The sequence below is a fragment of the Thermomonospora umbrina genome (assembly GCF_003386555.1).
GTDB lineage: Bacteria > Actinomycetota > Actinomycetes > Streptosporangiales > Streptosporangiaceae > Thermomonospora > Thermomonospora umbrina.
Map to the genome: position 1 here is coordinate 3111584 of NZ_QTTT01000001.1, position 22256 is coordinate 3133839.

Below are 22256 nucleotides of genomic sequence, written 5' to 3' on the forward strand. Positions count from 1 at the left end.
GCCCCCGCTGTGGGCGAGGAGGGATTTGAACCCTCACGTCCTTGCGGACACACGGACCTGAACCGTGCGCGTCTGCCGTTCCGCCACCCGCCCCGGGTGCTCGAAAAGATTAGCACGCACCGAAGACTGGTTCGGTACACGGATACTTCGCGCGAACCTCGGCACGGATACGATCGTCTACCAGTGGAGAAAGGAGGTGCCCGTGGGTGTCCTACAGCGCTTCGAGCGACGTCTCGAGGGCATGGTGGAGGGTGCCTTCGCCCGTGCGTTCAAGTCGGAGTTGCAGCCGGTCGAGGTGGCGAGCGCCGTGCAGCGCGAGATGGACGAGCGCGCCGCGATCGTCGCCGCCGGGCGCACACTGGTGCCGAACGACTTCGTCGTGGAGATCTCGCAGCAGGACGGCCAGCGGCTGGCGGTCTACGCCGACAGCCTGAGCCAAGAGCTGGCCAACCTGGCGCGGGAGTACGCGAAGGAGCAGGGGTACTCCTTCGTGGGGCCCGTGCGGGTGCGGTTCGAGAACGCGGGCGACCTCGCGACGGGGATGTTCCGGATCCGTTCGGGGGTGATCCGGGGGTCGACCGTCGAGGGGGGCGAGATCCGCCGGCCCGCCAGCGACGTGCCGCAGGGGCGTACGGGGGCGTTCGCCGGGCGGCCGAGGCTGCTGGTCACCACCGCGCAGGACTCCGGGCCGAGCCATCAGCAGACCTACGACATCGCCACGCCGGTGACGCTCCTCGGCCGCGGCACCGACTGCGACCTGCGCCTGGTCGACCCGGGGGTCTCCCGCCACCACGCCGAGATCCGTGTGGAGGGTCCCGAAATCGTCCTCGTGGATCTAGGGTCGACCAACGGCTCTTTCGTGAACGGTAATCCCATTCGGCGGGTCACCCTCGTCGACGGGGCCCGGGTCACGATGGGCCGGACCACTCTCGTGTTCCGCCGCGATAGGGAGTAGCCCCCACTCCGATGTCCGAATTCACCCTCACGCTGATCAAGCTGGCGTTCCTCGCGGTGCTGTGGCTCTTCGTCATCGCGGCCGTCGGCGTGATCCGGGCCGACCTGTTCGGCTCCAAGGCCGCCGCGCGCGCCGCGGCCCGCGCCCGGGCGCCCAGACCCGCCCGCCGCCCCCGGCCGCAGGGGTCCCCGCAGCAACCGGCGCAGCCGCAACGGCCGCCGCAGCCGCAGGGCCCCCGCCAGTTGGTCGTCACTCAGGGCGATCGGGCGGGCATGACCCTCGACCTCTCGGCCGGGGCCCCCATACTCATCGGTCGCGCGAATGACGCCACGATCGTGGTCACGGACGACTACGCTTCGAGCCGGCATGCCCGACTTTTCGCGCAGGACGGTCAATGGATCGTGGAAGACCTCGGCTCGACCAACGGGACCTATCTCGGACGTAACAAGGTGAACCAGCCCACGCCGATCCCCCCCGGGGTACCGATCCGGATCGGCAAGACCGTCATCGAGCTGCGCCCATGAGCATCGGAATCCGCTACGCCGCGCGCTCCGACGTCGGCATGCTGCGCGAGGGCAACGAGGACTCGGCGTACGCGGGGGCGCACCTGCTCGCCGTCGCGGACGGCATGGGGGGCCATGTCGGCGGTGAGATCGCCAGCGCCGCCGCCATCGGCGAGCTGCGCAAACTCGACACGGACCTGCCCGCGAACGACCTGCTGGCCGCCCTGGAGCACACGGTCAAGGCGGCCAACGAGAAGCTGCACCGCATCGTCGAGTCGGACCCGGCGCTGCAGGGCATGGGGACGACCCTGACCGCCATGCTGTGGTCGGGCAGCCAGGTGGCCCTGGTCCACATCGGCGACTCGCGCGCCTATCTGCTCCGCGACGGCAGCCTCTTCCAGATCACCCACGACCACACCCTGGTGCAGTCGTTGGTGGACGAGGGCCGGATCAGCCCCGACGAGGCCGCCTCGCACCCTCAGCGCTCCCTGCTGCTGCGGGCGCTGGACGGTCGCGGCGAGGTCGATCCCGACCTGTCGCTGCGCGAGGCCAAGGTCGGCGACCGCTATCTGCTGTGCTCGGACGGCCTGTCCGGGGTGGTCACCGCAGAGACGATCTTCCAGGTGCTGTCGGAGTACCACGATCCCGAGCAGGCGGTGCGCCAGCTCATCGACCTGGCCAACCGGGGCGGCGGGCCGGACAACATCACCTGTGTGGTGGCCGACGTGATCGAGCTGGCGCCGGGCGCCGGACGGGTGCCGCCGGGCGCGGCCCCGTTGGCGGTGGGCGCCGCGGCCAACGTGCGCCCCGACGGGTCCGAGGGCCCGGGCGGCGGTCCGCAGCCGGCCGCCGAACGGTCCGCCGACACCCCGGCCGGCCGGGCGGCGCAGTTGCGCGACACCCTGCCGCAGCAGCCCGTGATCGTGGACGAGCTGCCGCCGCCACCGCCCCAGGCCGCCGCGCCGAGGCACGAGCCCCTCCTGGAGCACCAGCCCGCCCCCGCCGGCCCTCCCCCGGAGCCGCCGCTGCAGGCCCCGCCCCGGGCGCCGCGTCGTTGGACGTTCCTGATCGTGGCGGTCGCGGTGTTCCTGGTGGCGCTGATGGTGGTCGCGGTCTTCGCGATCCGGTCGATGCGCGGCGACGGCTTCTACGCGGTCGCCGAGAACGGCGTCGTGGTCGTCTACACGGGGTCGCCCGACAGCATGCTCGGGCTGCGGATGAACCAGCGGGCCGACGAGCAGCCCCGGCCGCCCATCCAGGTCCGCGACCTGCCCAAGTCCGTCCAGGCCCAGCTTCGCAAGAAGCCGTTCGTGGTCCTGAACGGCGCGGACGGCTGGCGGAACCTCGCCAAGCGGATCTGCAAGTACTCGTTGCTGCCCGACGGCGACAAGGTCGCCATCGTCCAGGGCGTCGACCAGACCCAGGACGGCTGTGAGCCCACCCCGGTCGCCGCCTCCACCCTCAAGCCGTCCGAGCTGCCCGCCTCCGACCGCGAGTCCCTGGCGGACCAGAAGTTCACCTTCCCCGACCGCGCCGCCGCCCAGGCCAAGCTGCGTGAGCTGGAGAGGCGCCGGGACGCCTGCAAGAGCGGCAACCCCGGCGACATCAAGGACTGCCCCGCCCGCGGCAACGACGGGGGGAAGCGACCCTGATGACCGCATCCCCCGAGCGCGCCCCGGAGCCGGCGCCGGTGCCGCTGCCCACCCAGCCACGCAAGGCGGCCTGCCTGGCGTTGCTGGTGTTCGCGATGGTGATGACCCTGGCGGCGTTCGCCGAGGTCGGGCTGGCGCGTGACGGGCAGATCCCCACGGGGCTGTTCGGGTACGGCGGCGGTCTGGCGGTGCTGGCCGGCGCCGCGTACTACGTCCAGGTCAGGTTCGCGCCGTACGCCGACCCGCTGCTGCTGCCGCTGGCGGTGGCGTTGAACGGGCTGGGCCTGGCGATGATCTACCGCCTGGACCTGTCGACCAGCCGGGACGTCAAGGACGCCATCCGGGACGGCAAGAAGGTCGTGACCTCCGGGCTGGCGTCCGCGGGCACCCAGCTCCAGTGGACCTTCGTCGGCATCCTGCTGTTCGCCCTGACGGTGTTCCTGCTCAAGGACTCCAAGATCCTGCAGCGGTACATCTACACGCTCGGCGGGCTGGCGATCATCCTGCTGCTGCTGCCGATCGTCCCGGGGCTGGGCGCGGAGATCAACGGCGCCCGGGTGTGGATCTTCATCGGGCCGTTCTCGGTGCAGCCCGGCGAGTTCGCCAAGCTGCTGCTGGTGGTGTTCTTCGCCGGCTATCTGGTCAACAAGCGGCAGGCCATGTCGCTGGTCGGCAAGAAGATCGGCCCGCTGTCGCTGCCGCGCGGCCGGGACCTGGGGCCGATCATGGTGATCTGGGTCTTCGGGCTGGGCATCCTGTTCGTCCAGAAGGACCTGGGCACCGCGCTGCTGTACTTCGGCCTGTTCGTGTCGATGATCTACATCGCCACGCAGCGGGTCTCCTGGGTGCTGATCGGCGTGGGAATGCTGGTGCTGGGCCTCCTGGTGGCGACCCAGATCCCCTTCCTGAGCCACGTGAACCAGCGGCTGAGCATCTGGATGAACCCGGACCCCTACTTCGACGGCGGCTGTCTCCTCGACAGCGGCAAGGTCGTCTCGGTGGCGCCGGGCACCCAGCCGTTCATCGACGCCGGCGGCGGGCCGGGCGCCGGGCTGACCGCCTGCCTCAAGATGGGCGGGGAGTGGGCCGACAGCTCGCAGTTGCTGAAGGGCCTGTACGCGCTGGGCGAGGGCGGGGTGCTGGGCAAGGGCCTGGGCCAGGGCGAGCCCTGGCGGACCCCGCTGGCGTTCAGCGACTTCATCTTCGACTCGATGGGCGAGGAGCTCGGGCTGACCGGGCTGATGGTCATCCTGCTGCTGTACGCGCTGATCGTGCAGCGCGGCATGAAGACCGCCGTGGCCGCCCGGGACCCGTTCCTCAAGCTGTTCGCCGGAGGCGTCTCGTTCGTCCTGGCGCTCCAGGTGTTCGTCATCGTCGGAGGGGTCACCCGCCTGATCCCGCTGACCGGCCTGACGACCCCGTTCCTCGCGCAGGGCGGCTCCTCACTGATGGCCAACTGGATCCTGATCGGCGTGCTGGTGCGGATGAGCCACCAGGCCCGGCAGCCGGCTCCCCAGGCGATCCAGGACGAAGGCATGACCCAGGTGGTGAGCCTGAGATGACCCGGGAGATCACGGACGCGATCGGGGGAGCGCGCGCATGAACATGGACAAGCCGCTGCGGCGGGTGGCGATCTTCGCACTGGTGCTGATCGTCGCGCTGATGGCCCAGGTGAACTACATCCAGGGCACCCAGGCCGAGAAGCTGCAGAGCGCCGATCTCAACAACCGGCAGTACCTGGACGTCTTCAAGCGCCCCCGGGGCAAGATCATCGCGGGCTCGGAGACCCTGGTCTTCTCCAAGCAGCCCCCGGACTCGGAGAACTACGGCCGGCACTACAAGGACGGCCCGGTCTTCGCTCCGGTCACCGGGTTCTACAACGGCAATACCAACGGGCTCGAGCGGGCCTACCACTCACTGCTGGACGGCCGTGACAAGCGGATCACCAACCAGCGCTGGTTCGACCAGTTCATCGGCAAGAAGGCCGTCGGCGCCGACGTGGAGACCACGATCGACCCGAAGGCCCAGCGCGCCGCGTACCAGGCGCTCAAGAACGGCACCAACCGACGGGCCGGCGCGGCGGTGATCGACCTGCGCACCGGGGCGATCAAGGTGCTGGCCTCCTACCCGTCCTTCGACCCGAACGAGGTCGCCCCGCAGCGCGGCATCAAGGGCGGCCAGCGGCTCCAGCAGTTGGAGAACCAGAAGGGCGTCATCAAGCCCCTGGTGGACAACGCGCTGAGCCAGACCTTCCCCCCCGGCTCCTCGTACAAGACCGTGGTGGCCGCCCTGATGATGCAGAACGAGGGGCTGAACGGCGACAGCGTCGTGCAGACCGGCCCCTTCAACCTGCCCGAGTCCGGCCGGCCGCTGCCCAACTCGCACGACACCGGCAACTGCTCCGGCCAGGCCCCGCTGCTGGGCGCCTTCGCCGAGTCGTGCAACACCACGTTCGCCAGGGCCGCCGTGGAGATGGGCATCCAGAAGCTGCACGACGGGTCCGCCGAGTTCGGCTTCGGCAAGCCGATCGAGGTGGAGCCGGACCTGGAGGCCCCCGCCAGCGACGTTCCGGTCAAGGACCCGGTCACCGGCAACCCGACCGGCGGCGACGACGTGGGCCGCAGCGGCATCGGCCAGGCCAACGTGCGGGCCACCCCGCTGCAGATGGCGATGGTCGCCGCCGCCGTGGCCAACAACGGGCGGATCATGAAGCCCTACCTCGTGCAGCGGGTCCGCGCCGCCGACCAGGAGGTGCTGTACGAGGCCGACCCGCGCGAGTTCGCCCGGCCCCTCGAAGAGGACACCGCCGACCAGCTCAAGGCGATGATGGCGGCCGTGGTCAGCCAGGGCACCGCCAAGAACCTCCAGGGCATGAACATCGCGGGCAAGACCGGTACGGCGGAGACCGGCGACCCCGCGCACAACAGCCGCTGGTTCGTCGGCTACTCCCCGATCGAGAAGCCCCGGTACGCGTTCGCCATCGTCACCGAGGGCCCGGGCTCGGCCGCCTCCAGCGCCGGCCCGATCTCCGGCACCATCATGCAGGCGGTGCTCTCGAGGTGACGCGCAGGGACCTCGTCCTGGACTCCCGGTACACGCTGGCCGAGCGGCTGGCCACCGGGGGTATGGGCGAGGTCTGGCGCGGCGTCGACGAGCTGCTCAACCGGCCGGTCGCGGTCAAGCTGCTACGCCAGGAGCACGTCTCCGACGAGCACGCCCGCGCCCGCTTCCGGGCCGAGGCGCGGTACGCCGCCGCACTGCAGCACGGCGGCATCGCCCAGGTGTACGACTACGGCGAGCACGACGACCGCGCCTATCTGGTGATGGAGCTGGTGTCGGGCGAGCCGCTGTCGCGCATCCTGGCGCGCAACGGCGGGCTCGGCGCGGAGACCACGCTGGACGTGGTGGCGCAGGCGGCGCGGGCCCTGCAGGTGGCGCACTCGGCGGGGATCATCCACCGCGACGTCAAGCCCGGCAACCTGATGGTGACCGGCGAGGGCACCGTCAAGATCACCGACTTCGGCATCGCCCGGGGGCAGAACGCGGGCACGCTCACCCAGACCGGCATGGTGATGGGCACCGCCCACTACGTCTCGCCGGAGCAGGCGTCGGGCCGCCCGATCACGCCCGCGACCGACCTGTACTCGCTGGGCGTGGTCGCGTACGAGTGCCTGACCGGGCATCCCCCGTTCGACGCCGAGCAGCCGGTGGCCATCGCCCTCATGCACGTGCGGGAGGTGCCGCCGCCGCTGCCGGACGGCGTGCCCGACGCGGTCCGCGCGCTGGTGGACGTCCTGTTGTCGAAGGACCCCGAGGAGCGGCCCGCCAGCGCGCGGGAGGTCGCCGACGAGGCGTTCATGATCCATGACGCGCTGCTGGCCGGGGAGCCGGTGACGAGTTCGTTCGCCGCCTCGGCGGGGGCGCGCGGTGCGGCGGGGGAGCACGAGGACGCCTTCGGCGACGACCTCGCGACCGCCGTCCTCACCGACCGGCGGCGTCGGGGCGGGCGCGCGACCACCGCCCTGCCGGGGGGCCGGGGCGCTCGAACGTCCGGCGGCCCTCCGGAGTTGGCCGTGGGCGACGGGGCGGATACGCTCTCGGGGGCGACGCCCGTGCAACGACGCACGGCGCTGGTCGCCGGTTCGGTGGCGGCGGGAGTCCTGGTGCTCGGCGTCATCGTCGTCGGCTCCATGATGCGGGGACCGGCCTCCGCCGATCTCAAGGAGACCAAGGACCGCCTCCCTGTGGTGACACCGGGGTCGACACGCCCGGTTCCGTCACGGGTACCATCGCCGACGGGCGTGATCGCCCCGCCGTACTCAAGGCCGAGGCGGTCGCCGTCCGGCTCCGGCTCCACGTCAACGACCCCGACGCCCAGCGCGTCCCCCACGGGGAGGCCCAGCACTCCGCCGCCGACCAAGACCCCCGAAATCCCCACACCGAAACCGACGATCACATCACCGTCTCCCACCCCGTCCGGGAGCGCGCCGCCGGCAGGCTCGGAGGCCGGTGATGGGAGTTAGGTTCGGAACAGGTGCAGACGTACGAGGGAAAGTGCTTTCGACATGACTCAGCCTCGGCTGCTCGGTGGCCGTTACGAGCTCGATGGCGTCGTCGGGCGCGGCGGCATGGCCGAGGTCTACCGCGCCAAGGATCTGCGGCTGGACCGCATCGTCGCGGTCAAGACGCTGCGTTCCGACCTGGCCCGCGACCCGATCTTCCAGGCCCGGTTCAGCCGTGAGGCCCAGTCGGCCGCGTCGCTGAACCACCCGTCGGTCATCGCCGTGTACGACACCGGCGAGGACCTGATCGGCGACAACACCATCCCGTACATCGTGATGGAGTACGTCGAGGGCCACACCCTCCGGGACCTGCTCCGGGAGAACCGCCGGCTGGTGCCCGAACGCGCGCTGGAGATCACCGACGGCATCCTGCGCGCGCTCGACTACAGCCATCGCGGCGGCATCATCCACCGGGACATCAAGCCCGCCAACGTGATGATGACCCGCAGCCACGAGGTCAAGGTGATGGACTTCGGCATCGCCCGGGCGATGGCCGACTCCGCCGCCACCATGACGCAGACCGCCCAGGTGATCGGCACCGCCCAGTACCTGTCCCCCGAGCAGGCGCGCGGCGAGCGCGTCGACGCCCGCAGCGACCTGTACTCCACCGGCTGCGTGCTGTACGAGCTGCTGACCGGGCGGCCCCCGTTCACCGGCGACTCCCCGGTGGCGATCGCCTACCAGCACGTGCGCGAGGAGCCGGTGCCGCCGTCCCAGGTGGACCCGGAGATCCCGCGCTGGTGCGACAACATCGTGCTGAAGGCGATGGCCAAGGACGCCGATCACCGCTATCAGAGCGCCGGCGAGTTCCGCGCCGACATCCAGCGGGCGATGCAGGGCATGCCGGTCGCGGCGAACGCGGCGTCCACCATGGTGATGGGCGGCGCGGCCCCGCAGGGCACCCAGGTGATGAACCCGGTGCCCGGAGGCCACGGCGGCCCGCCCCCGCGGCATCAGCGGCCGATGGGCAACGGCTACGACCTGCCCCCGGTGCAGTACGAGGACCCCGAGCCCGAGCCCGGCAACGGCAAGAAGATCGCCATCTGGGCCCTGGTCGTCGTGCTGTTCATCGGCGGCGCGGCAGCGATCGGCTACGCGCTGTCCGGTGGCGGCGGTGGCGGAGGCGGCCCGAGCCCCTCCTCGTCCACGTCCGCGCAGGCGGTCGAGGTGCCCGACGTCGCGGGTCAGCGGCGGACGGAGGCCGAGGCGGAGCTGAGGAAGGCCGGGCTGAAGGTCAGCGATCAGGTCACCCAGGAGTTCAGCGACGATGTCGCCAAGGGACGGGTGATCGGCACCGACCCGCAGGCGGGCGAGTCCCTCAACCGCGGCGACGAGGTCACGCTGATCCTCTCGCGGGGCGAGAAGCAGGCGGAGAAGCTCTTGGTGCCGGACGTCTCCCGGCAACTCGCCGACAACGCCGAGCAGACCCTCAAGCAGATGGGCTTCAGGGTCCGGCGGCAGGAGACGCCGTCCGCGGAGGTCGAGAAGGGCATGGTCATCCAGACCACGCCGGGTGCGGGGCAGCAGGCCACCCGGGGCTCCACGGTCGTCATGTACATCTCGTCCGGTCCCGAGTCGGTCCCGGTGCCGAGAGTGGTGGGCCAGACCGAGGAGGACGCGGTCCGCACGCTGGAGGGTGCCGGCCTGGAGGTCCAGGTGCAGATGAGGCCGCCCATGCCCGGTGAGACGCCGGGCACGGTCGTGGGCCAGACGCTGGAGGGCCAGCAGGTCCCGCCGGGCACCACGGTGATCATCACCGTGGCGCAGATCGCCGACGGCGGCAACCCGAACGACCCGCCCAACGACTGACGTTCCGAACGACGAGACCCCGGCCTCCACGAGGAGGACCGGGGTTTCGGCGTTCGAGGGCCGGGCATGAGGGCCCGGGCATGAAGGAGGGCTTCCGCCACTCGGGGGCAATGGCGGAAGCCCTCAGTGGGAGATTCGTAAGTTAGGCCCCTTTTGTTACACCGCTCGGCCGATTTTTTCCCGGCGGTGTCCGTGCCATGGGCTCAGACCGGGCTGCCGCAGGTCGCGAGCCAGTTGCCCAGCAGTCGGTGGCCGCCCTCCGACAGCACCGACTCGGGGTGGAACTGGACGCCCTCGACGGGGGCCGAGCGGTGGCGGAGGCCCATGATGACGCCGTCCGGGGTGCGGGCGGTGACCTCCAGGGCCTCGGGGATGCCATCGGGCTCCACGGCCAGCGAGTGGTACCGCGTGGCCGTGAACGGGTCGGGCAGGCCCGCGAGGACCCCACGGCCGTCGTGGTGGATCGGGCTGGTGTAGCCGTGGAGGAGTTCGGGCGCCCGGGAGACCCGCCCGCCGTGGACGTGGGCGATGATCTGGTGGCCGAGGCACACGCCCAACAGGGGCGTCCGGCGGCGTACGGCGTCGCGGACGAGGGCGCGGCAGACGCCGGTGTCGGCCGGATGGCCCGGGCCGGGGCTGAGGAGCACGCCGTCGACCTCGGCGGTGTCGCCCGGGGTGACGTCCGAGCGGTCCTTCACCCGGCAGTCCGCGCCGAGCTCCAGCAGGTACTGGACGATGTTGAAGACGAAGCTGTCGTGATTGTCCACGACCAGGACGCGCGGGGCCATGCGGGGCTCTCAGCGGTCGCCGGGAGTGGACGTGACGGCCGGGTCGCCGCGGTGCTCCACGGTGTTCCGGTCGAACTGGACCTTCGACTCCGCCCACGGGAACACGGCGTACCAGAGGAGCAGGAGGACGGCGAGCGCCAGCGCGACGGCGATCGCCGCCCGCACGGGGCCCTCACCGGGCAGGTTCCGCCAGATCCAGGCGTACATCGGGTGCTCCTCCTCTTCAGGTCGCCGTGGCGGCCCGGGCTCGCCGTGGGCGTTGCTCGATCAGGGTGCCGAACACGATGAGCCGCTTGGCGGCCGAGTACTTCGGATGGCAGGTGGTGAGCGTGATCAGGCGCTCGGTGGGCTTGCGGCGGGGATGGAACGGCACCGGGGCGGTCACCTCCACCGTGGAGGGCTTCACGATGCGGTGGCCGGTGACCCGGTAGACGTACTGGGTCCGGCGCGTGTCGACCAGGATACGGTCGCCCGGGTCGAGCTTGTCGAGGCCGTTGAACGGCGCCGAGTAGGTGGTCCGGTGGCCGGAGAGCACGAAGTTGCCGACCTGCCCCGGCAGGGCGCTGCCCGGGTAGTGCCCGGGGCCCTTGCGGAGGTCCTTCGCCCCGACACCCTCGATGACCACGTACTTGTAGTCGTCGCCGAGCCGGGGGATGCGCAGCAGCGCCAGGCCCTTGCCGAGCTTGACCCGTTCGGTGGTGACCTTCTTGGTGGGGACGCTCCAGGACTCCAGCAGCTCGTCGTTGAGCCGGTCCTGTTGCTCCTGGGTGTACCGCCCGGTGCCCCACAGCTCATAGGTCATGAAGAGCAGCAGGATCAGGCCCGCCGTGATGCACAGTTCGCCCAGGCCGCGGATGATGGCTCGCAGTGTTCCGTCCCCGTTCCGGTCTCGTGGCCGAGTGTCCCCCACGAGTATCCGGGACGGCGCATGCGATCGTGGTGATAGACGGGGGTGGAATAATGCTTCACCGTGCGCGTGTGCGTCTGTGGTCTCGCTCCACCGGCCGTCCGGGCGTACGCTGCTCACCAGCGACTACGCTGTCCGACAAAGCACGCATGCGCGGACCGTCGCGCGCCCGCCGTCCGCCCGAGGAGAACGAGCCACCGTGGCCAAGTCGAAAGTGCGCAAGAAGGCCGTCTACACGCCGCCGCAGAAGTCCCAGAAGGTCGAGGTCAGCCCGCGTTGGCTGGTGCCGACGATGCTGGCCCTGTGGCTGGTGGGCCTGGCCTGGATCGCCACCTTCTACGTGACGGCGAGCACCAGCACCGACGTACCGGTGATGACGGATCTGGGCAACTGGAACCTGGGCATCGGGTTCGGGGCCATCATCATGGGCGTGATCCTCTCCACCCGCTGGCGGTAGCCGCGGGTTACCCACGTTCGGCCGTTCCCAATCCACGAAAGTTATCCACAGGCTGTGGATGACGGGTGGGGGTGTGGATGACGGCCGGCCCGCCGGGGCCCCGCGGCCGTTCCTCCGCCGCGGGACCGCCCGGCGTTCTCAGATCACGGTGATCCCGGCCAGTTGGGACGTCTTGATCGCCACCAGTGCGGCGAGCAGCACCAGCATGCCCGCCGTCGCCCCCGCGTGCAGCAGGGTCCGCCGCCGTTCGTCGCCGCGGCCCGGCGGCAGGAACGCGTACCCGGTGGCCAGCGCGGCGCCGACGATCAGGCCGCCCACATGGCCCTCCCAGGAGATGCCGTCCACGGTGAACGTGATCACCAGGTTGAGGGCCAGCAGGAACACGATGCCGCCCGCCGGGGCCCGCAGTCGCTTGGCGACCACGAAGAACGCCCCGAACAGCCCGAAGATCGCCCCGGACGCGCCGACCGCCGCGCCCGCCGGATCGACCAGGTAGAGCAGCACCGAGCCGCCCAGCGCCGACAGCAGGTACAGCGAGGTGAACCGCCACCTGCCGAGCACCTGCTCCAACTGGGGGCCGATCGCCCACAGCGCCCACATGTTGAACACGATGTGGGCCAGACCGAAGGACGCCTCGGGCGGCGAGTGGAGGAAGGCCGAGGTGATCAGCCGGTACCACTCGCCGTCGGCCACCCCGCCGGGGTGCACGATCCCGAACGGGTCGGTGGCGACGCCGAGCATCGCGTACTCGTTCACGATCCGGGACGAGGTGACCTCGGCGACGTAGGCCAGCACGTTCAACGCGATCAGGGTGTAGGTGACCACCGGGGTCGCCGAGACCTGCCCGCCGAAGATCGTGCGTGGCTGCCGCACGTCGCGGTGGCCCTCCCGCACGCACTCGACGCACTGGTGGCCCACCGCCGCGTCCCGCATGCAGTCAGGGCAGATGTACCGGTCGCACCTGGTGCACCGGACATAGGTCTCCCGTCCCGGATGGCGGTAACAGGTCGGTGCCTCGGTGGGCACCCCGGGGGCCTCTGCGTTCACCGGTCACGCTCCTCGCGGGGGCACGAACGCACGGGAAGTGTTCACACCCTGTATTACGACTGACGACGCTCGATCGTCACCGAGTCGATCGTAATGTCCTTGGCCGGCCGGTTGCGCGCTCCCGTGGAAGCCTTCGCGATCTGGTCGACCACGTCGGTGCCGGAGATCACCTCGCCGAAGATCGTGTGCCCGCCGGTCAGGTGCGCGGTCTGCTCCACCGACAGGGTGATGAAGAACTGCGAGCCGTTGGTGTTGGGCCCGGCGTTGGCCATGGCCAGCAGGTACGGCCGGTCGAACGCGAGCCCGTTGTCGGTCTCGTCCTTGAACTTGTAGCCCGGGCCGCCGGTGCCGGTGCCCAGCGGGTCGCCGCCCTGGATCATGAAGCCGTCGATGACCCGGTGGAAGATCGTGCCGTCGAACAGCGGCTCGGTGGACGGGCGACCGGTGCGCGGGTCGGTCCACTGACGCGAACCCTCGGCCAGGCCCACGAAGTTCGCCACCGTCTCGGGGGACTGCTCGGGGAACAGCCTGAGCACGACCGGCCCCAGGGTGGTGTTCATGGTCGCGATGATGTCCTCAGCCATCGTTGGCCGCCTTCCTTCGTCGTATGCCCGCACCTCGTCCCGGGACACGGTCCGCGGGCCGCCGGGAGCGCGGGCCGAACCCGCCTACAGTGCGTGATCGCATCATCCCATGGGGGACTCATGGTCGCGCCTCCGGCCCGACGGCGGCCGGTCCTGGTTTACCTCGCGCGTCGAGGGAAGGGTGTCCGGCGGGACCTCGCAAATACGGAGGTAAGTGTGTCCTCTTTGATCTCAGTCCGCCGGAAGCCGCAGGTCCGGATCGACACCACGCGACTGAACCGCATGCAGGAGGCGGCTCGTCAGGGCGCCGGCACCGCGGTCGAACGGATCGGCCCCGCGGCGCAGCGCTCCCGCGAGTACGCCGCCGACCGCATGCTGGACGCGCGTGGCTGGGGAGCCCCCCGGCTCGAACGTGCGGCGGGTTACGTCGAGCAGGATCTGGCGCCGAGGGTGAGCGCCTTCCTCGCCGACACGGCCCACCGGATCGAACCCCCGAAGCCCCAGCGCCGCGCTCGCAACGCGGGGCTGGTGATGCTCGCCACGGTGGCCGCCCTGGGCATGGCGGGGGCCGCCATGACGCGTAAGAACGCCGAGCAGTCGCACTCCGAGCACGCGGCGGAGCCGTCCCCGGTCGACGACGGAGGCGTCTCCTCGCGTTAGCGCGCAGGTACGTCCGGGTATGGGTCCGCCCTCGTAGGGGGGCGGGCCCGTCCACATGGGCGCCTACCAACGGGTAGCGTGTCCGCATGTCGCTGAAACTCGTTCTGGCCACGCGGGCCCGGCGTCTCCTCCACTCGGCCGTCAACCGTGGCTGGGAGTGGGTTCAACGGCACGGCGAGATCACGCCGTCCACCCTGGGCCGGCGGCGGTTCGCCCACTTCGGCGAGGGCGCCTGCATCGGCTTCCCCACCGGGGCCATCTACGGCGAGCCGTGGATCTCCATCGGGGACCACACCTTGATCGGCACCCACTGCACGATCTCTGCGGGCTTCGTCCCGGGGCTGGACCTGGGTCCCGACCTGGTGGTGCGGATCGGCGGGAGCTGCTCCCTGGGCCGTGGCACCCACATCGTGGGCCACCAGTCCATCGTGATCGGCGACGACGTGTTCACGGGCCCGAACGTCTACATCACCGACCAGAACCACAGCTACGGCGACCTCGAGGTCCCCATCGGCCGGCAGTGGCCGGAGAACAACCCGGTGGAGATCGGGGACGGCTGCTGGATCGGCACCGGCGCGATCATCCTCCCCGGCACCCGGCTCGGCCGGAACGTGGCGGTGGCCGGCGGCGCGGTGGTGCGCGGCGAGTTCCCCGACAACTGCGTGATCGGCGGAGTCCCCGCCAAGATCCTCCGCCACCACGACCCCGTGGAGGGCTGGCTGCCGCCCATGCGCCCGCGGACGCCTTCGGTGACCAAGGAGGAGTTCACGATGCTGTCGGTGTGCGGCCACGAGGGTCTGCAGGTCATGCAGGACCGACTCCGCGAGGAGACCGCCGGCATCCTTCAGGAACGCCTCCGCGAGGACGCCCAGGGCCTCAACGGCAACGGCCTGAACGGCCACACCCTGGCGAGCGAGAACGGCTCACCGGCGGCCTGAGGCGTTCTCAGGGGACGACCCCGACAAACAAGACAAACAAGGCGCACCACCCTCGCATTTTGCCCGGTCCCTCCAGGCGGACGGTCCGGAGCGCCAGCGGAGGACCGTTCGCCTGGAGATCTCAAGGACCGGGCGCGGGGGGTGTGGGGGGTCGCCCCCCCACAGACAACTAGCTAGTGCGTGCGTTGGGGTCGGCGGGGGCGGTCGCGGCGGTCTCCGTGGCCCTCCGAACCGGAGCCGGAGCCGGAGCCCGAGCCCGAGTCGCCGCCCCGGTAGCCCTGGCGGGCCCCCGGACGACGGCCTCGGCCGCCGGAGCGGCCACCGCCACCGCCGCCTCGGCCGCGGCGGGGCGACTCGGAGATGACGGGCTCGGGGACGGGGATGCCGCTCGGGGGACGGGCGCCGGTGAGCCGTACCAGCTCGGCGTCGCCCATGGTGACCTTGACGCGGGACGCCTCGACGCCGGCGCGGCGGGTCATCGCGGACGTGGAGCGCACCTGGTGGGGGAGCACCAGGGTGATGACGGTGCCGCGCTCGCCGGCGCGGGCGGTGCGGCCCGCGCGGTGCATGTAGTCCTTGTGGTCGGCCGGCGGGTCGATGTGCAGGACCAGGCTGATGTTGTCCACGTGGATGCCGCGCGCGGCGACGTCGGTGGCGACCAGCACGCTGATCGAGCCCTCGCGGAACTCGGCGAGGGTGCGGGTCCGGATCCCCTGGCTCTTGCCGCCGTGGAGCGCGCCGGCGCGGACGCCGACCTGGGCGAGCTGCTTGGCGAGGCGGTCGACGCCGTGCTTGGTCCGGGCGAAGAGGATCGTCCGGCCCTCGCGGTTGGCGATCTCGGCGGTGATGGCGCCCTTGTCGCGCGGGGCGATCAGGAGCAGGTGGTGCTCCATCGTGTCCACCGACTCGTCGACCGGCCCGATCGCGTGCCTGACCGGGTCGTTCAGGTACCGCCGGACCAGGACGTCCACGTCCTTGTCGAGCGTGGCGGAGAACAGCAGTCGCTGTCCGCCGGTCTGGGCGGCGTCGAGGATGTCGGTGACGTCGGGCAGGAAGCCCATGTCGGCCATGTGGTCGGCCTCGTCCAGGACGACGATCTCGATGTCGGACAGGTCGCAGGCGCCCTGTCGCATGAGGTCCTTGAGGCGGCCGGGGGTGGCCACCAGCACCTCGACACCGCGTCGGAGGGCGTCGATCTGCTTGAACATCGAGGTCTGACCGATGACGGTCTTGAACCGCAGGCCGAGCGATCGGCCGAGCGGCTCCAGGTTGGTCTGCACCTGCTGGGCCAGCTCGCGGGTGGGGACCAGGATCAGCGCGCGGGGCCGCTTGGGCTGCGCCTTGCGCCCGGCGATGCGGGCGAGCAGCGGCAGGCCGAACGCGAGCGTCTTGCCCGAGCCGGTCTTGCCGCGGCCGAGCACGTCGCGTCCGCCGAGGATGTCGGGGATGGCCGCCGCCTGGATCGGGAACGGGCTGTGGATCCCCTGGCGGCCCAGGGCGGTGATCAGATTTTCAGGGAGGCCGAGCTCGGCGAACGAGGGCACGGCGATGTTCTCCGGTTCGAGACCCGGAGCTTGGACAACAGTCACGCACTACCTTCCGGAGGGGGGCACGTCTCGAGAAGGCACCACGAGCGAAGTCGATGGGCTACAAGGACGAGCCTGACGCGCGGGGCGTCGTAAGAGTGATTCGCCAAGTCTAACGTTGCTCCTGTACCGGCTTATGCCCGGGCCGAAGGGATTTCTCATGGGTCCTGGGTCACAGTCCCGTGTCAGCAGGCGCAGGAGATCCCGGAGACGGGCGCGGTGAGGGGGTCGGCGGCCCCTCGGGTGACGGTGCCGGGGACGGTCTCGACGGGGAATCCCTCCCGCGCCCAGTACTCGAATCCGCCGATCATCTCCTTGACGGGGACGCCGAGTCGGGCGAACTCCAGGGCCGCCTTCGTTCCGCCGTTGCAGCCGGGGCCCCAGCAGTAGACGACCACGGTGTCGCCGTTCTCGACGAACTCGCCGGCCCTCCGGGCGATCTCGGCGGTGGGGAGGTGGACGGCGCCGAGCACGTGGCCCTGGTCCCAACTCTCCTTGCTTCGGGAGTCCACGACCACGAGGCCGGGCGCCCGCTCGGCGAGGGCGGCGGCCACGTCGGAGACGTCGGTCTCGAAGGCGAGGCGGGCGGTGAAGTGGGCGATGGCGTCGGCGGTGATGTTCATGCTCCGATCTTGGCGGCGGGGCGCTGACCGGGCCCAGTGGCATGAATGCCCGGTACCGCTAAGATCTCGCCATGTCGTCGCGTCGCCACTCCATCGCCGTGCTCGCCTTCGACGGGATGGCCCCGTTCGAGTTGGGCGGGGTGGTCGAGATCTTCGGCCTCCCCCGCCCTGAGCTGGACGTGCCCTGGTACGAGCTGCGGGTCTGCGCGGCGGAGCCGGGCCGCCCGCTGCGTTCCCTGGGGGGCCTGACGCTGACGGCCTCGCACGGCCTGGACGCGTTCGCCTCCGCCGACACCGTCATGGCGGTCTCCGTTCCGGACGTACGGGGAGAGGTGCCGTCCGACGTGGTGTCGGCCCTAAGGGAGGCGCACGCGCGGGGGGCCCGTGTGGTCTCGATCTGTTCGGGGGCGTTCGCCTTGGCGGCGGCCGGTCTGCTGGACGGCCGTACCGTGACCACGCACTGGCGGTACGCGGACCTGCTCCAGCGCCGCTTTCCCTCGGTGAAGGTGGACGCGGACGTGCTGTACGTGGACGACGGCGACATCCTCACCAGCGCGGGCAGTGCCGCCGGGCTCGACCTGTGCCTGCACCTCGTACGCAAGGATCACGGGGCGCGGGTCGCCAACGCGGTGGCGCGGCGGCTGGTCATCCCCCCGCACCGTGAGGGAGGGCAGGCCCAGTACGTGGAGGCGGCCGTCCCCGAGGCCGCCCGAGACGACGCGGTGGCCCGCAGTATGGCGTGGGCCCTGGAACACCTCGCCTCCCCCATCACGGTGGCGGACATGGCGCGTCAGGCGCACCTCGCCCCGCGTACGTTCATCCGCCACTTCGGTCGCCAGACGGGGACGAGCCCCCTGCGGTGGGTCATCGTGCAGCGGGTGATGGCGACCCTGCCGCTCCTGGAGGAGGGCACGATGCCGATCGAGGAGGTGGGCGCGGCCGTGGGCTTCGACAGCCCGGTGACGTTCCGGCACCACTTCACCCGGGCGATGAAGACCTCCCCATCGGCGTACCGCCGCACGTTCCGCTCCGAGCAGGTCTCCTAGGCGATGCCGGGGCGCACCAGGCCGCACTCGTAGGCGAAGACGACCGCCTGGACGCGGTCGCGCAGGCCCAGCTTGGTGAGGACCCGGCTCACGTGCCCCTTCACCGTCCCCTCGGTGAGGAACAGGCGGCCGGCGATCTCGGCGTTGGACAGGCCCCTGGCGATGAGTTCGAGGACTTCACGTTCGCGTTCGGTGAGGTCGTCGAGTTCGCTTTCGGAGCGGGGTGCGGGGGCGTCGATGTGGCGTTCGATGAGCCGTCTCGTGACCGCCGGCGCGACGATGGCGTCGCCTCGGGCCACCGCCCGGATCGCGGACAGCAGGTCGGGGGCGAGGGTGTCCTTGAGGATGAAGCCGCAGGCCCCGGCGCGCAGGGCGGTGTAGACGTACTCGTCGAGGTCGAACGTGGTGAGGACCAGGATCCTCGGGCCGTCCGGGAGCTCCGCCCGGATCCGCCGGGTGGCCTCGACACCGTCGACGTCCGGCATCCGTATGTCCATGAGGACCACGTCGGGCGCGGCCTCGGCGGCCAGGGCCACCGCCTCCGCGCCGTCGCCGGCCTCGCCGACGACGATCATGTCGTCGGCGTTCTCCAGGATCATCCGCACCCCGATGCGGAGCAGGACCTGATCGTCGGCGAGCAGGACCCGGATCATCCGGCCGGCTCCACCCTGATCGGCAGCCGGGCCCGGACGACGAACCCGCCGCCGGGGCCGGGGGCCGCCCACACCTCGCCGCGCAACTGCGCGACCCGTTCGCGCATCCCGCGCATCCCGTTGCCGGCCGTGTCGCGGGGGGACGGGCCGACGCCGTCGTCGGAGACCTCGAGGGTCAGGCGCTCGTCCTCGTACCGGACGGTCACCCGGGCGCGCGCCTTCGGGCCCGCGTGCTTCATGGTGTTGGTCAACGCCTCCTGAACGATCCGGTACGCCGAGAGGTCGACCGTGGCGGGCAGCACCCTCGGCCGGCCCTCGACGTGGAGGCGTACGGGGGTGCCCGCCTCCCTGACCTGTTCGACGAGCCGGGGCAGCCGGTCGAGGCCGGGAACGGGGTGCGGCGCGCTCTCCGACGCGCCGACGGTGGCCAGCACCTGGCGGATGTCGGCCAGGGAGGCGCGGCCGGTCTCCACGATCGTGTCCAGCGCGGCTCGGGTGTCCGCCGGTCGTCGTTCCAACGCGGCGGCGCCGCCCTGCGCCTGCATCACGATCACGGCGAGGCCGTGGGCCACGACGTCGTGCAGTTCACGGGTGATGCGGCTGCGCTCGGCGGCGGCGGCCAGCGCGGTCTGCTGGTCGCGTTCGCGTTCGAGGTCGCGGGCCCTGGCGGTGAGCTGGTCGAGGTACACGCGACGGCTCTGCGCGCCCGAGCCGACGGCCCATCCCGCGACCAGCGAGCCGAAGAGCGGCAGCGAACCCCAGTCCGTGGGCCCGATCCGCCGCGTGACCACGTGCCCCTGCGCGCCGGGGACGTCGAGGGGCGCGACGGCGATGACGCCCTTGACCTCGTTGAGCGCCCATCCGTCGACCCGCCCGTCGAACGCCACCAGCAGCGACCAGCCCCCGGCCACCAGCAACGTCGACGCGAGGAAGGCGACCGAGACCCTCCGGCGGTACTCGCCGGCGATCGTGACCAGCACCAGGGGCGCGGCCAGGTCCACGAACGCCGGCCCGGCGCACGACGCCATGTGGATCACGGTCCCGGAGACGGCCGCCACCAGCGCCGGCACCGGCCATGGGCGACGGGCCACGACGGCGGCCAGGCACAACGCGGTCGCCGCCCACCACCGTGGTGTGCCGTTCGTCCACGCCACGGTGCCGGACAGGAGCAGCGCGGCGACGCCGACGTCCCGGACCATCGGCTTACGCGTCCACACGGAGATCCGCTCGTCCATTTCAGGGGAGCCTAGGGGCGGGCTTCGGCGTCGTGGAACCGTCTTGAGTCATGGTCGCGAACATGACCACGGACAGATGACGGCCGATCCGGCGCTCGACCATCGTCGCCGGCATGAAACCACGAAGGCTTCTGCTCGGTGCGGCCCTCGGCCTGTTCGCGGCCGTGTCCGGAACGGTCACGGTCGCCGACGCCGCCGAAACCCCGGTGTCGCGGGTCGACTGGCACGCCTGTCCGCAGTACTCCGACGAGGTGCTCCGCATGTTCATGTTCCCCCGGGACATTCCCGGATTTCGCAAGCAATGGGCTCGCGTGCAATGCGGCAAGGTCAGCGTCCCGCTGGACTACAGGAAGCCCCGGGGCCGTCACATCACGGTCGCGGTCACCAAATTGCCGGCCACCGATCCCGCGCACCGCAAGGGCAGCATCGCGTTCAACCCGGGCGGTCCCGGCGGCAGCGGCTATCTGATGCCCACGCTCGTCACCGTCTTCAACCCCGGGAACCAGGCGCTCAACAAGCACTACGACCTGATCGGGTTCGACCCGCGCGGCGTCGGCTACAGCACCAGGTCCACGTGCCGATACGGGCCACCGGCGTCCGTTCCTCCGGGCGGCGGCCCGATCACCAAGGCGCAGGCCCAGGAGGCGTACGACGAGACGGCTCGGAAGAACGCCGAATGCGCCCGGTCCGACGCGGCGTTCCTCGGCGGGCTCACGACGACCAACGTCGCGCGTGACCTCGACCGGATCCGTTCCGCGCTGGGTGAGCGGCGCATCGGCTTTTACGGCGGCTCTTGGGGGAGTTGGCTCGGCGCTGTCTACCGCAGCGAATTCCCCCGGCGCACCTCGCGATTCTGGCTCGACAGCGCGATGCCCACCCGGATCCGCATGGACAGGCTGGAGGCCGACGGCGCGAAGGCCACCGCGCGGAACTTCTCCCGAATGGCCGCCTGGATGGCCGAACGCCACAAGACCTACGGGTTCGGCACCTCCGGTCGGGTCGTCGAGGCCGCGATCGCCCGCCTGGTGAAGTCGTACGACGCCGCGCCGAGGAGGTTCAGCGACATCCCCGAGCGGCTCGACGGTGTCCTGGTCAGCGACCTCGCGAGTCGTCCCTCGCCTGAATGGCCGCGTTCCGCCCATGCGCTCCGGGAGCTTCGGGACGCCACGGGGCCGACCGCGCCCCCGGCCATCAAGGACATGTACTCCGGGCCGCAGGGGCCGCCCCCATCCGGCCCGGACGTACCCCAGGGGTTCAACATGACGATGGCGGTGGCCACCCTCTGCAATGAGGATGAGGGCCCGCGCGACTTCGCCTCATGGTGGGCCGCCTACCAGGACCGCCAGAAGCGCTACCCGGTCACCGGCCGCTTCACCCAGCCCACGCCGCTCTGCGCGGGTTGGCCCCTGCCGGTGCGGCATCCCCGCCTCAAGCACTCGAACGCGTCCGCCGTCATCTCCGGCCACCGGTACGAGTCCGTGACCCCGTACGAGTGGTCGCGGGAACTGCACTCCGCCATCGGCGGCTCCCTGCAGACCGTCGGCGACGACATCCACGGCGGCGTCCTCGACACCCCGGAGTGCGCCGCCAAGCTCCGCGACTACTTCGCCACGGGACGCGCCCCCGGCCACTGCAAGGGCCTGCCGGAACCCACGACGACCACCCGGACCCGCCCGATGCCCTCCCCCAGCCCCACCGACATTCTGTCGCCCCTGACCCGTCGCCTGTAGCGCACTCGAATGGGGGTGCCCGTCCATCCCGGCGGGCACCCCCACCGTCCGCACCGTGGAAACCGGCCGGTGTCAGTCCGCCCCGTGGAGGGCCTTGCGGAGCAGGGTGGTCAACTGGTCCTGCTCTTGGACGCTCAGGTTGGCGATGGCGGAACGGGCGAACGCGAAGGACTCCTCGAAGGCGGCGTAGAGGGCGGCGCCCTCGGGGGTCCGGACGATCTGCCGGAAGCGGCGGTCGTCGGGGTGGGGCTGCCGGCGGATGAGGTCGCGGGCCTCGAGTCTGCCGATGATCTGGGTGACGTTGGAGGCGTCGCAGCCCAACTCGTCGGCCAGCTCCCGCATCCCCCGTTGCCGGGAGAGCCGCCCGAGCACGCACGCCTGCGCCACGCTCAGCCCGTGCTCGCGGGCGGCGGTCTCGTAGGCGCGTTCGTAGCCGTCGACGAAGTCGAACATCGCCCGTTCGGCATCGGTGGACGCGTGGACGGGCCCCGGGGGTGCGGCCATGGACCCAGCCTACCAAG

22 protein-coding genes and 1 tRNA gene are annotated in these 22256 nt (G+C 71.2%); 12 read left to right on the forward strand and 11 right to left on the reverse strand.

Annotated elements, in window-relative coordinates:
- Positions 1–10 precede the first annotated feature (10 nt).
- Positions 11–93 (reverse strand) — tRNA-Leu (locus DFJ69_RS13840).
- A 109-nt stretch (positions 94–202) separates the two neighbouring features.
- Here DFJ69_RS13840 and DFJ69_RS13845 point away from each other — a divergent pair.
- Genes DFJ69_RS13845 through pknB form a run of 7 tightly spaced genes read left to right on the forward strand, consistent with a single transcriptional unit; the run spans position 203 to position 9481 of the window.
- Entirely contained in the window at positions 203–955 is a 753-nt protein-coding gene (locus DFJ69_RS13845) for an FHA domain-containing protein (protein ID WP_116026620.1), read from the forward strand.
- A gap of 11 nt (positions 956–966) precedes the next feature.
- A complete protein-coding gene (locus DFJ69_RS13850) occupies positions 967–1479 on the forward strand; it encodes an FHA domain-containing protein FhaB/FipA (protein WP_116022861.1) in 513 nt (170 codons plus the stop codon).
- Entirely contained in the window at positions 1476–3110 is a 1635-nt protein-coding gene (locus DFJ69_RS13855; protein ID WP_116022862.1) for a Stp1/IreP family PP2C-type Ser/Thr phosphatase, read from the forward strand. The genes DFJ69_RS13850 and DFJ69_RS13855 overlap by 4 nt, the downstream gene beginning before the upstream one ends.
- Entirely contained in the window at positions 3110–4672 is a 1563-nt protein-coding gene (locus DFJ69_RS13860; protein WP_116022863.1) for an FtsW/RodA/SpoVE family cell cycle protein, read from the forward strand. The genes DFJ69_RS13855 and DFJ69_RS13860 overlap by 1 nt, the downstream gene beginning before the upstream one ends.
- Positions 4673–4709: 37 nt before the next feature.
- A complete protein-coding gene (locus DFJ69_RS13865) occupies positions 4710–6173 on the forward strand; it encodes a penicillin-binding transpeptidase domain-containing protein (RefSeq protein ID WP_116022864.1) in 1464 nt (487 codons plus the stop codon).
- Positions 6170–7633, forward strand: coding sequence for a serine/threonine-protein kinase (locus tag DFJ69_RS13870; RefSeq protein WP_245974356.1), 1464 nt, complete (start codon positions 6170–6172; stop codon positions 7631–7633). Before DFJ69_RS13865 ends, DFJ69_RS13870 begins: the two co-directional genes overlap by 4 nt.
- Before the next feature lie 42 nt (positions 7634–7675).
- Positions 7676–9481, forward strand: a complete 1806-nt coding sequence (gene pknB / locus DFJ69_RS13875; RefSeq protein WP_116022865.1) for a Stk1 family PASTA domain-containing Ser/Thr kinase — start codon at positions 7676–7678, stop codon at positions 9479–9481.
- Positions 9482–9684: 203 nt separating this feature from the next.
- Here the strand turns inward: pknB and DFJ69_RS13880 are convergent, their stop codons facing one another.
- Genes DFJ69_RS13880 through DFJ69_RS13890 form a run of 3 tightly spaced genes read right to left on the reverse strand, consistent with a single transcriptional unit; the run spans position 9685 to position 11179 of the window.
- Complete coding sequence (locus DFJ69_RS13880; protein ID WP_116022866.1) at positions 9685–10269, reverse strand: anthranilate synthase component II; 585 nt, start codon at positions 10267–10269, stop codon at positions 9685–9687.
- Positions 10270–10278: 9 nt separating this feature from the next.
- Positions 10279–10476 (reverse strand): hypothetical protein, encoded by a 198-nt coding sequence (locus tag DFJ69_RS13885; protein ID WP_116022867.1) that lies wholly within the window; start codon positions 10474–10476, stop codon positions 10279–10281.
- A 16-nt stretch (positions 10477–10492) separates the two neighbouring features.
- Positions 10493–11179 (reverse strand): class E sortase, encoded by a 687-nt coding sequence (locus DFJ69_RS13890; RefSeq protein WP_245974357.1) that lies wholly within the window; start codon positions 11177–11179, stop codon positions 10493–10495.
- Between the two features lie 196 nt (positions 11180–11375).
- Here DFJ69_RS13890 and DFJ69_RS13895 point away from each other — a divergent pair, with 196 nt between their 5' ends.
- Entirely contained in the window at positions 11376–11633 is a 258-nt protein-coding gene (locus DFJ69_RS13895) for a cell division protein CrgA (RefSeq protein ID WP_116022868.1), read from the forward strand.
- A 138-nt stretch (positions 11634–11771) separates the two neighbouring features.
- On the opposite strand, the gene DFJ69_RS13900 is transcribed toward DFJ69_RS13895, so the two are convergent.
- A complete protein-coding gene (locus tag DFJ69_RS13900; protein ID WP_245974360.1) occupies positions 11772–12680 on the reverse strand; it encodes a rhomboid family intramembrane serine protease in 909 nt (302 codons plus the stop codon).
- 53 nt (positions 12681–12733) lie between these two features.
- Positions 12734–13264 carry a peptidylprolyl isomerase gene (locus DFJ69_RS13905; RefSeq protein ID WP_116022870.1) on the reverse strand — a complete coding sequence of 177 codons (531 nt, stop codon included), beginning with the start codon at positions 13262–13264 and terminating at the stop codon, positions 12734–12736.
- A gap of 216 nt (positions 13265–13480) precedes the next feature.
- On the opposite strand from DFJ69_RS13905, the gene DFJ69_RS13910 reads away from it, so the two are divergent.
- Both DFJ69_RS13910 and DFJ69_RS13915 read left to right on the forward strand, forming a co-directional pair.
- Complete coding sequence (locus DFJ69_RS13910; RefSeq protein WP_147312301.1) at positions 13481–13924, forward strand: hypothetical protein; 444 nt, start codon at positions 13481–13483, stop codon at positions 13922–13924.
- Positions 13925–14010: 86 nt separating this feature from the next.
- On the forward strand, positions 14011–14862 hold the full coding sequence (locus DFJ69_RS13915; protein ID WP_116022872.1) for an acyltransferase: 852 nt from the start codon (positions 14011–14013) through the stop codon (positions 14860–14862).
- 173 nt (positions 14863–15035) lie between these two features.
- Here the strand turns inward: DFJ69_RS13915 and DFJ69_RS13920 are convergent, their stop codons facing one another.
- Positions 15036–16451: a DEAD/DEAH box helicase gene (locus DFJ69_RS13920; protein ID WP_116022873.1), complete on the reverse strand. Its 1416-nt coding sequence runs from the start codon at positions 16449–16451 to the stop codon at positions 15036–15038.
- A gap of 182 nt (positions 16452–16633) precedes the next feature.
- Positions 16634–17071 (reverse strand): rhodanese-like domain-containing protein, encoded by a 438-nt coding sequence (locus DFJ69_RS13925; protein ID WP_116022874.1) that lies wholly within the window; start codon positions 17069–17071, stop codon positions 16634–16636.
- Positions 17072–17142: 71 nt separating this feature from the next.
- On the opposite strand from DFJ69_RS13925, the gene DFJ69_RS13930 reads away from it, so the two are divergent.
- Positions 17143–18117: a helix-turn-helix domain-containing protein gene (locus DFJ69_RS13930; RefSeq protein ID WP_116022875.1), complete on the forward strand. Its 975-nt coding sequence runs from the start codon at positions 17143–17145 to the stop codon at positions 18115–18117.
- On the opposite strand, the gene DFJ69_RS13935 is transcribed toward DFJ69_RS13930, so the two are convergent.
- Positions 18114–18770, reverse strand: coding sequence for a response regulator (locus tag DFJ69_RS13935; RefSeq protein WP_116022876.1), 657 nt, complete (start codon positions 18768–18770; stop codon positions 18114–18116). The two genes, DFJ69_RS13930 and DFJ69_RS13935, sit on opposite strands and share 4 nt — an antisense overlap.
- Complete coding sequence (locus tag DFJ69_RS13940; RefSeq protein WP_116022877.1) at positions 18767–20005, reverse strand: sensor histidine kinase; 1239 nt, start codon at positions 20003–20005, stop codon at positions 18767–18769. Before DFJ69_RS13940 ends, DFJ69_RS13935 begins: the two co-directional genes overlap by 4 nt.
- A 113-nt stretch (positions 20006–20118) precedes the next feature.
- Between DFJ69_RS13940 and DFJ69_RS13945 the strand changes: the two genes are divergently transcribed.
- On the forward strand, positions 20119–21735 hold the full coding sequence (locus DFJ69_RS13945; RefSeq protein WP_116022878.1) for an alpha/beta fold hydrolase: 1617 nt from the start codon (positions 20119–20121) through the stop codon (positions 21733–21735).
- A gap of 72 nt (positions 21736–21807) precedes the next feature.
- On the opposite strand, the gene DFJ69_RS13950 is transcribed toward DFJ69_RS13945, so the two are convergent.
- A complete protein-coding gene (locus DFJ69_RS13950) occupies positions 21808–22239 on the reverse strand; it encodes a MarR family winged helix-turn-helix transcriptional regulator (protein WP_116022879.1) in 432 nt (143 codons plus the stop codon).
- Between the last annotated feature and the right edge of the window lie 17 nt (positions 22240–22256).